The organism is Candidatus Schekmanbacteria bacterium, assembly GCA_003695725.1.
Lineage (GTDB): Bacteria > Schekmanbacteria > GWA2-38-11 > GWA2-38-11 > J061 > J061.
The window spans coordinates 1-8,416 of record RFHX01000145.1 but is presented as its reverse complement, the minus strand read 5'-3'; the positions used below and the strand labels follow the sequence as shown (position 1 = coordinate 8,416).

Annotated in this window: 8 protein-coding genes; 2 read left to right on the top strand and 6 right to left on the bottom strand. The window is 36.0% G+C overall.

The annotated features are described in order from the left end of the window. Positions 1-132: 132 nt before the first annotated feature. Genes D6734_05845 through D6734_05835 form a run of 3 tightly spaced genes read right to left on the bottom strand, consistent with a single transcriptional unit; the run spans position 133 to position 2,654 of the window. Positions 133-873 (bottom strand): hypothetical protein, encoded by a 741-nt coding sequence (locus tag D6734_05845; protein ID RMF95309.1) that lies wholly within the window; start codon positions 871-873, stop codon positions 133-135. Between the two features lie 38 nt (positions 874-911). Then, the gene (locus D6734_05840) at positions 912-1,427 is read right to left on the bottom strand and encodes an adenine phosphoribosyltransferase (protein RMF95308.1); all 516 of its coding nucleotides are present in this window, start codon (positions 1,425-1,427) and stop codon (positions 912-914) included. Positions 1,428-1,448: 21 nt separating this feature from the next. Next, positions 1,449-2,654, bottom strand: a complete 1,206-nt coding sequence (locus tag D6734_05835; GenBank protein ID RMF95307.1) for a radical SAM protein — start codon at positions 2,652-2,654, stop codon at positions 1,449-1,451. Positions 2,655-2,962: 308 nt separating this feature from the next. Between D6734_05835 and D6734_05830 the strand changes: the two genes are divergently transcribed. Next, positions 2,963-4,687: a succinate dehydrogenase flavoprotein subunit gene (locus D6734_05830; GenBank protein RMF95306.1), complete on the top strand. Its 1,725-nt coding sequence runs from the start codon at positions 2,963-2,965 to the stop codon at positions 4,685-4,687. 63 nt (positions 4,688-4,750) lie between these two features. On the opposite strand, the gene D6734_05825 is transcribed toward D6734_05830, so the two are convergent. Continuing rightward, entirely contained in the window at positions 4,751-5,458 is a 708-nt protein-coding gene (locus tag D6734_05825) for a hypothetical protein (protein RMF95305.1), read from the bottom strand. A gap of 110 nt (positions 5,459-5,568) precedes the next feature. On the opposite strand from D6734_05825, the gene D6734_05820 reads away from it, so the two are divergent. Next, positions 5,569-6,288: a hypothetical protein gene (locus tag D6734_05820; protein ID RMF95304.1), complete on the top strand. Its 720-nt coding sequence runs from the start codon at positions 5,569-5,571 to the stop codon at positions 6,286-6,288. A 19-nt stretch (positions 6,289-6,307) separates the two neighbouring features. Here D6734_05820 and D6734_05815 read toward each other — a convergent pair whose 3' ends face one another. After that, on the bottom strand, positions 6,308-7,519 hold the full coding sequence (locus tag D6734_05815) for a PEP-CTERM sorting domain-containing protein (protein ID RMF95303.1): 1,212 nt from the start codon (positions 7,517-7,519) through the stop codon (positions 6,308-6,310). A 39-nt stretch (positions 7,520-7,558) separates the two neighbouring features. Further along, on the bottom strand, positions 7,559-8,416 hold an 858-nt coding region (locus tag D6734_05810), incomplete at its 5' end, for a PEP-CTERM sorting domain-containing protein (protein ID RMF95302.1).

Here is an 8,416-nt window from a genome sequence, read left to right as displayed (position 1 = left end):
GGGTAATATCTATGAAAAAAATAGATAAGGATGCACTTATCTTTTTCTTGGCAGGATTATTTTCCACAACAACATTATTATTAATAATTCTGTGGGACTTCTTTAAGCGGGTAAAAGATATCTTTTAAAAATTCAACCTCTCTTCCTGAGATTATTGACTGTACGGTCGAGTCTTTTTTTATCTTTTTCAAGAAACTTAAAATCAGAGATTTCAAAGAGCTCTAAACCCATTTTATCTTTCACCAAAGAGGAAAGTCTTTGATAATTTTGGATCAAATCCTCTCTTTGATTCAATAAGCTATTATTCAGTTCAGCTGCCTTGATGAATTCATTATTTCCAATATTAAGAGATGCTTTTCCTTCTTTGAGTTTTTTTTCAGCATCTTCTTGCCTGCCATCTTTCAATGCCGCATTTGCCGCAATCATACTTGTTTCCGCATTCTTGTATGCTGTTTCCCCTTTCGATATTGCCAAATCTCTATCCTTCAATTTTTCAGCAAAAGAAATAACTTTCTTTGAAACATCTAAAAATGTTTCCTTCAACTCATTGTCCAAGTTTTCAGATTCAATCTTTTTGAATTCATTATGAATCGATTCTATTTTAGAAATAATATCTGAAAGGCGCGAAGAATTCTCTGCATACTTGCCATTTTCTGAATAATCAAGAGACGAAATTTTTTTTATCTCCATTGAAAAAGCATTTATATTCGTATGAATAACAGCAAGCTCAGGTGATGTTTTTGTTATTTTGATTTCTTTTTCAAGATTGTCTAAAAGAGTTTCTATCCTTTCCAATCTCTTTACATAGGCTGGTGTGCAGGAATAAAGAAAAAAAAGAGGCAACACAATAAACAGCAGGATTTTTCGCTCCATTGAATTTTAATACTCCAAAAAGTTTGATATAAAGTTCTTTAAAAAGCAATCAGGGAAAAAATTGGACGCTCTCCCAGTTTTTCCCTTCCATTAAGAAATCCAAGTTCAATAACAAAGTCTATTTCTACGATATTTCCGCCTAATTTTTCAACCAACTCACATACAGCCCCAATCGTCCCTCCTGTTGCCAGAAGGTCATCTATTATCAATACTTTTTCACCTTCTTTTACTGCATCCTTATGAATTTCGAGTGTGTCTTGTCCATATTCCAATTCATAACTTGCGCTTATTGTCTCATAAGGAAGTTTCCCCGGTTTTCTAACAGGCACAATGCCAGCGCCAATTCTATAAGCAAGCGCCGCTCCGAAGAAAAAACCTCTTGATTCCACGCTTACCACCTTATCTATTCCATTTCCTGAATGTCTTTCAGCAAAGGTATCAATAACCTTCTTGAATGCTTTTGCATCACCCAAGAGGGGTGTTATGTCTTTGAAATTAATGCCTGCTTTTGGAAAATCCGGAATATTTCTTATAAACCCTTTAATCTCTTCCATCTTCTCTCCTTTGATTACAAATCAAACCTGATTTTCTTTAAATATCTCATAAGGGAAAGGCACATTTTCAGGAATAGTATCGATATATTTTGCGCGGAATTCCTTATCCTGCATACGGCAATGATTGCATTTTTCCCGATAAGCTGGATGGTCAAGAATTCTATTCCATATTGTTGCAAGGCTTTCATCCTTAATATTTCCAAAGCTCAATGGTGTAAAATCACAGGGACAAATATCTCCATATGCAGTCATATAGAACTGTTCATTCCCGGCAAAACAGCCGGAGCCCTTTGGTCCATTTATCCAAGACTGTGTTATTACACCCGGATAATCGGGACGCATACGATATTCATTTGTCAGTTTTGCTATCTCTTCCTTTTCTTCCATACTCAATATCATATCCATATTATCTATCAATTTGCCTGTTGGCACGGGGTCAAAAACAACTACTTCATGAACTCCTATTTCCTTTCCAAGCTCTAAAATTCTTTCAAGACTTCCATCCTTGTAATCTTCTCTTGTTGCATATGTCGAAATACCAACCAAGATGCCGGCTTTCTTTGCTCTTTCAATTCCCTTTATGGCTTTATCGAAAAGCCCTTTGACTCCCCGGTATTTGTCGTGAATTTCAGGGTCAGGGCTATCTATGCTTACCATAACAGAAAAAAGTCCGGCTTCGGCAAGTTTAGCGCAGTTTTCTTCAGTTAAATATTCTCCATTCGAAAACATCATACAGTTTGCGTCATCTGGATTTACATGTTTAATCAATTCAAATATGTCTTTTCTTAAAAGGGGCTCACCTCCTGTCAAGGTAATATTCACAACACCGAGCTCAATGGCCTGATCAAGGACATTTTTAAATTCTTCAGTCGTCAACTCTCTGCCTCTCTTTTTCATATTCTTGTCAGCACTGCAATGTACACACTTTGCCTGACAGGCATAAGTCGTACTTAATGTGCATGTGGAGGGAATGCGAAAATTCAAAAATTTTCTCAAAAGCTTTCTCGTTAAATCCTTTACCCCTGCTTTGCTTGGTAGAGGAGGCAAAAAACAGGTATAAACATTCCCGCCTCTTTTCACAGCAAGAACTTTATTTGTATTCAATTTCATCAAATAAAGGTCAAAAAAACCTGACAATTCGTTTGCAAGAAATCCTGTAACCTTTCCTTCCACAAGGCCTGAATCGTTTAATCCTAATTCAAGTCCTAACAAATCATAATGCTCCATTACTAAATCCTTCCTTTAAAATGTTGTAATTTTGCAATGTTATCTTACTTCAAAGTGATTAAGTTTATTGAATTATTTTAAGAAAAGTCAATTTTTTTTTGAAGTCCTTTTATTTTAAATTGAAATATTATTCAAGGGGTCATATTGGATTTTTATCTTTCTTCAAAAATCTTTAAAAATCAACTACTGAGAAAAATACATTTAGATACTTGAAATAAATAATTCACAGGTATATAAGATAGCAACTTTTACAAAGATGAAAAAATTAAAAAAAATATAAAAATTAGATACTTAGAAAGGAGTTCAACATGATAATTCAACACGATGTTATTATTGTAGGTGCAGGGTTGGCTGGTTCAAGAGCGGCAGTTGAGCTTGCCGGCAAAACTGATGTTGCCGTTGTTACAAAAGTTTTCCCAACGCGTTCCCACTCATCTGCGGCACAAGGAGGAATTGGCGCAGCCCTTGCAAATGAAGAAGAAGATTATCCTGAATGGCATGCCTTTGATACAACAAAAGGAAGCGACTATCTTGGAGACCAAGATGCCATCGAAATAATGACCAATGATGCGCCGCGGGCAATGTATGAGCTTGAACATATGGGAGTCCCTTTCAGCAGGACAAAAGATGGAAAGCTTGCCCAAAGGCCTATGGGAGGACATACAAAAAACTACGGAGAAGCACCAGTTAAAAGAGCATGTTATGCAGCTGACCGCACAGGTCATGTTATGCTACACACCCTATATGAACAATGTATAAAACACAGAGTTAAATTTTATTCTGAATTTTTTATGCTCGACCTCATAATCAAAAACGGAATCTGTTGCGGAATAGTAGCAATGGATATGAGAAGCGGAGAAATAATAACATTTCATGCAAAAGCCGTGCTGTTTGCTACAGGGGGATATGGGAAAGCATTCAAAACCACCACAAATGCTTATTCCTGCACCGGCGATGGGCTTACTATTGCCTATAACCATGGGATACCTCTTCAAGACCTTGAATTTGTGCAGTTTCATCCAACAGGGATTCATAAACTTGGAATCTTGATAAGCGAAGCAGTAAGAGGAGAAGGCGGCATTCTCTACAACGATAAAGGGGAAAGATTTATGGAGAAATATGCCCCTACTGTAAAAGAGCTTGCTTCTCGCGATGTTGTTTCAAGGTCTATATATACTGAAATAAGAGAAGGACGTGGTATAAATGGACAAGATTATGTGCATCTGGACATCAGACATCTTGGTAAAGCTGAAATCGAAAGAAAATTGTCAGAAATAAGTGAATTATCAAGGACATACTTAGGAATAGACCCTGCCGAACAGCCAATTCCTGTAAAACCAACTACCCACTATCAAATGGGCGGAATACCAACAGATGTTGACGGAAAAATACTTTTAGGTAAAGATAAGACGACCATACCCGGATTCTTTGCCGCCGGTGAATGTGCCTGTGTATCAGTCCACGGGGCAAATCGTTTAGGGACAAATTCACTTCTCGATACAATAGTCTTTGGAAGGCGGGCAGGAAAAGCCATTCTCGATTTTCTGCCAAATGCAGATTTTGAACCCCTTCCAAAGGATGCAGATGCAGGCGCGCGGGAAAAAATCGAAAAGATAAAAAACAGCAATGGGGAAGAAAAGGTTCACGAAATAAGAGCCAGTTTGCAGGAAGAGATGATGGATAAATGCTCAGTATTTAGAGAAGAAAAGGGCTTAAAGGAGCTCAATGAACATCTTAAGACTTTGAAGGAAAGATACCAACAGATCTCTATTACTGACAAAAGCGAAAAATACAATACAGAACTTATCGAAGCCATCGAGCTTGGTAATATGTTGGATTATTCTCAAGTGATAGCAGCAGGTGCGCTAAACAGGACTGAAAGCAGAGGAGCTCATTTCAGGGAAGATTATCCTGAAAGAGACGATGCTAACTGGTTAAAGCATACTCTTGCCTACAAGGATGGCGAAAATATCCGTTTTGATTACAAGGAAGTGAGCATCACTAAATTTCAACCTAAGAAAAGAGTATATTAAAAAAACTTTTTCAAATCCAGAGAATTATGGCATACATCTCATAGTTAGTGAGGGCTAATAATTCTAAAAGATTATATCGAAAACCTTATCAGTAAGCTCATTTCCAAATGCATTTGCCATAATTGGATAACCGGGGTCATTTTGTTTCATTAATTTTTTGAGTGCTTCTTTTTTTCTTATGCTGAAATCCTTATCATCGCCATCGATATTCTTTGAAGAGTTTATAAGTGACAGGTAATCAGAATAGAATTTTTTTAGCTGAAAAATAAATCTATCGACACCTTCATCCTTCAGATTCAAGATGATTCTATATGGCGACAGCGCGCAAATTACTATTGATGAAATTTCATTAAGTTCTTCTTCAATCCCATTTTTTAGCTCTTTCATAACTTCTCTTTTAATTCTTTGAAATCCCTCAAAATATTTTGAAATATAGTCGCTCCAAATTGTCAAATCAGCCAACGGCATATAATCGCAAATTGCTATATTCATTCCGGACATACTTGTCAGATTGCACCATAAGACAGGAAAATTGTATTCATCAGTTGGCCAAACCATAAAAGATTCTTCTACTACAGCGAGCTCGAAAATTTTTATTGAAGAAAAAATCACCTTTTCAACTTTATCACCTTTATAGACCTTCAAAGATATTTCGCCTTTTCCATTTTTTATCTCTTCAAAGGATTTTCCTATATCAACTGCTTTCTTGCAGATTTCTGCAAAGGACTTCTCCGCTTCCTTTATGAAGGATTTCTTCAAATCTTCCAAAATTCAACCCCATTTATTGTGAATTCATTAATTTCTGGACAATGAATATCAAATCTGTAAAAAAAATTCCATAATTTGCCTTCAATCTCACTGCACAATAATTTAAAAGGAGAATTGCTTTGAAAGATAACGAGATATGGAAGATATTGAAAGATGAACTTTCTCTTGCAAAAAGGATTGTTGCTCTCAAGTTTTCAAAAAAAGAACCGGAAGGCATCAAAAAATATGAAGAGAGAGCATTTCCCGGACTTTGCACACAGATTAAGGAGATTTTAGAGCGAGAAGAAACCTTCTATACCATAAAAGACCAATGTTTCTGCACAGGAGGTGTAGTTGCGGCAGGTGTAGCCGAATCGATGACAAGAGAAGAAAAGAAGGAGATGATTAAACTACATATGGATATGGAAGGCTCATATAAGGACATTGAAACTGCAATGTCTTATTATGATGAAGTGGAAAAGGAAATACCCTATCCGGCAAAGAAGAATGCAGCTATTCAGCTCGGACTTTTTCCTGAAATTTCAAGCCCTGACATTTTGTTGATTTTCTGTACTCCAAAAAAAGCAGATATTCTTTCACGCACATATGTTTATACGACAGGCAATCTCATAAAAGGATTCGGAGGAAATGGAGGATGCACCTTTAATATTCAATATCCCTATGTTACGGGCAAACCCGCTTTTTCATATAGCGATGTTGCTTGGAGGAAATATACCGGCATATCAGATGAGGAAATCACTCTAAGCTTTCCCTATGAAGCACTCAAAGCAATAATCTCCAACCTACCAATAGTTGCGGAAAAATACCGTAACTATGGCAATCTTTCCAAATAAAAATCTATTCAATTTCCTGTCAATATTTCCTTTTTCTATTCAGCCGTAAAGAAATAATGAGTAAAAAACCTCCCCCCATAAGAAATAAAGAAGAAGGCTCAGGAACAGGCTCTGAAATCTTTTCAGCATAATTTACATATTGATTACCGTATTGGTCAGTGGAAAACCATACGACATTGCCCGAATTGCTTATGGCTGGAAATGAATTATTGTTATAAATGGTTGAAATCTGCTGAATCATCGTTCCATCAGAATAATAAATATCAGAATAATATGGAAAATTCCTCTGCTGAGAAGTCCATACTATTTCTCCGTTATCATTTATGTAAGGGGAAAAATCATCATAATCATTGTCATCTGTTATCTGATTTATGGTTAATCCATCATAAAGACAAACTTCCAAATCATCAAAAGTTGTGATTGAATCACCTCCCTCAAACCAAACTACACTCCCCTGATTATTAATGACAGGTGACTCATCAACCAATAAATTATCAGTCAATTGAGTTACATTTAAACCGTCATAGTAAAAGATTTCATTGTCATTTCCATCAAAACCCATCCACGCAGCAGCACCATTTTCGTTCATTACTGCCGATGTATCATCAAAACTGTTATCTGTAAGTTGTGTTGTAAAAGAATCTTTATATAGAAAAATTTCAAAATCAGTTCCGTCTGAACCTTGCCACAAAATAGAATTTTGATCATTTATTTGAGGATATAGATCGTCATAGCTGTTATTTGTAAGCTGTATGATATTCATTCCATCATAGAAGAATATCTCATAATCTGAACCGTCATATCCCTGCCACACTATATTCCTTTGAGAATTTATTTGTGGATACCAAGCGTCATAGAAACCTGAACCTCCAATTGATGAGATTGTGCCGTCGCTGTAATTATAAAAATAAATTCCTCCTCCATCTGATACAGGATCAGTGTCAGCCCAAACTACATCTCCAAATTTATTTATATCGGGGGCTTTGTCACTTGTATTGAATCCTGCTTTAAGTTTTATTATCTGGTCCCTGCTGTTATCATAAAGGAAAATATCTTCGCGGTCATCCTCACTTTCCCATACCGCCATTCCAGTTTCATTGATTTTGAGAAAATCAGCGGCATAAACCTGATCCAATACTTTTGTTGAAAATTGCACTGCATATGAATAAGATCCAAATATCAAAATGAGTAGAAATGGCAATATTATGGTCCACATAACCTTTTTCTTCATCTTTTTTCTCCTCAATTTCTAATGAGCTAATATGCTATGTTATTTTTTCCTTCCACAAAATGTAAAAAGGACAAATCCTGCGCCAAGAAGAAATAATGTCGATGGTTCAGGGACAGGCGCATTCTTCAGGGCAAGAAAAATCTCATCATCGTTGCCATCAAATGACTGCCAAACAATATTTCCTGAAGGAGAAATCGAATAATTCAAATCGTCATAGATATTATCAGTAAGCTGCTCAATTGATATGCCATCAAAGTAGTAAATCTCCCAATCATTACCATCGAATCCACCCCAAACAATATTTCCTTGTGAATCTATCAAAGGCGTACTATCTATAAATGTGTTATTTGTAAGCTGTAATGTAGCACTCCCATCATAGTAAAAAATCTCATCATTAGCTGACCAAACAATTTCTCCTGAATCGTTTATTTGAGGAGAAGAGTTATTCAATGAATTGTTCGAAATATTTTGAATAGTCATTCCATCGTAAAAATATATCTGATAGCTTGAAGGTGCATCATTTGCTACCCAAACAATTTGGCCATTCGAATTTATTTGAGGATAATCGTCATTGTAAGAGTTGCTTGTAATTTGATCAATCACTCCACTATCATAGAGATAGATATCAGTATTGCCGCTAACAGAGTTATAACCTCGCCAAACAATTTTGCCATTATTCAACTCAGCAAATTCATCATCGGTAGTATTATTCGTAATTTGTGTAGTTGTTCCTCCGTTGTAAAGCATAACTTCAGAATCTGTGCCATCTCTGATTAACCATACAATATTATCATTGTTATCTATTTTTACATTTTCATCACCTCTTGAATTATTTGTAATTTGCTGTATTGAGCTTCCATCATAGAAGAATATCTCATAATCTGAACCGTCATATCC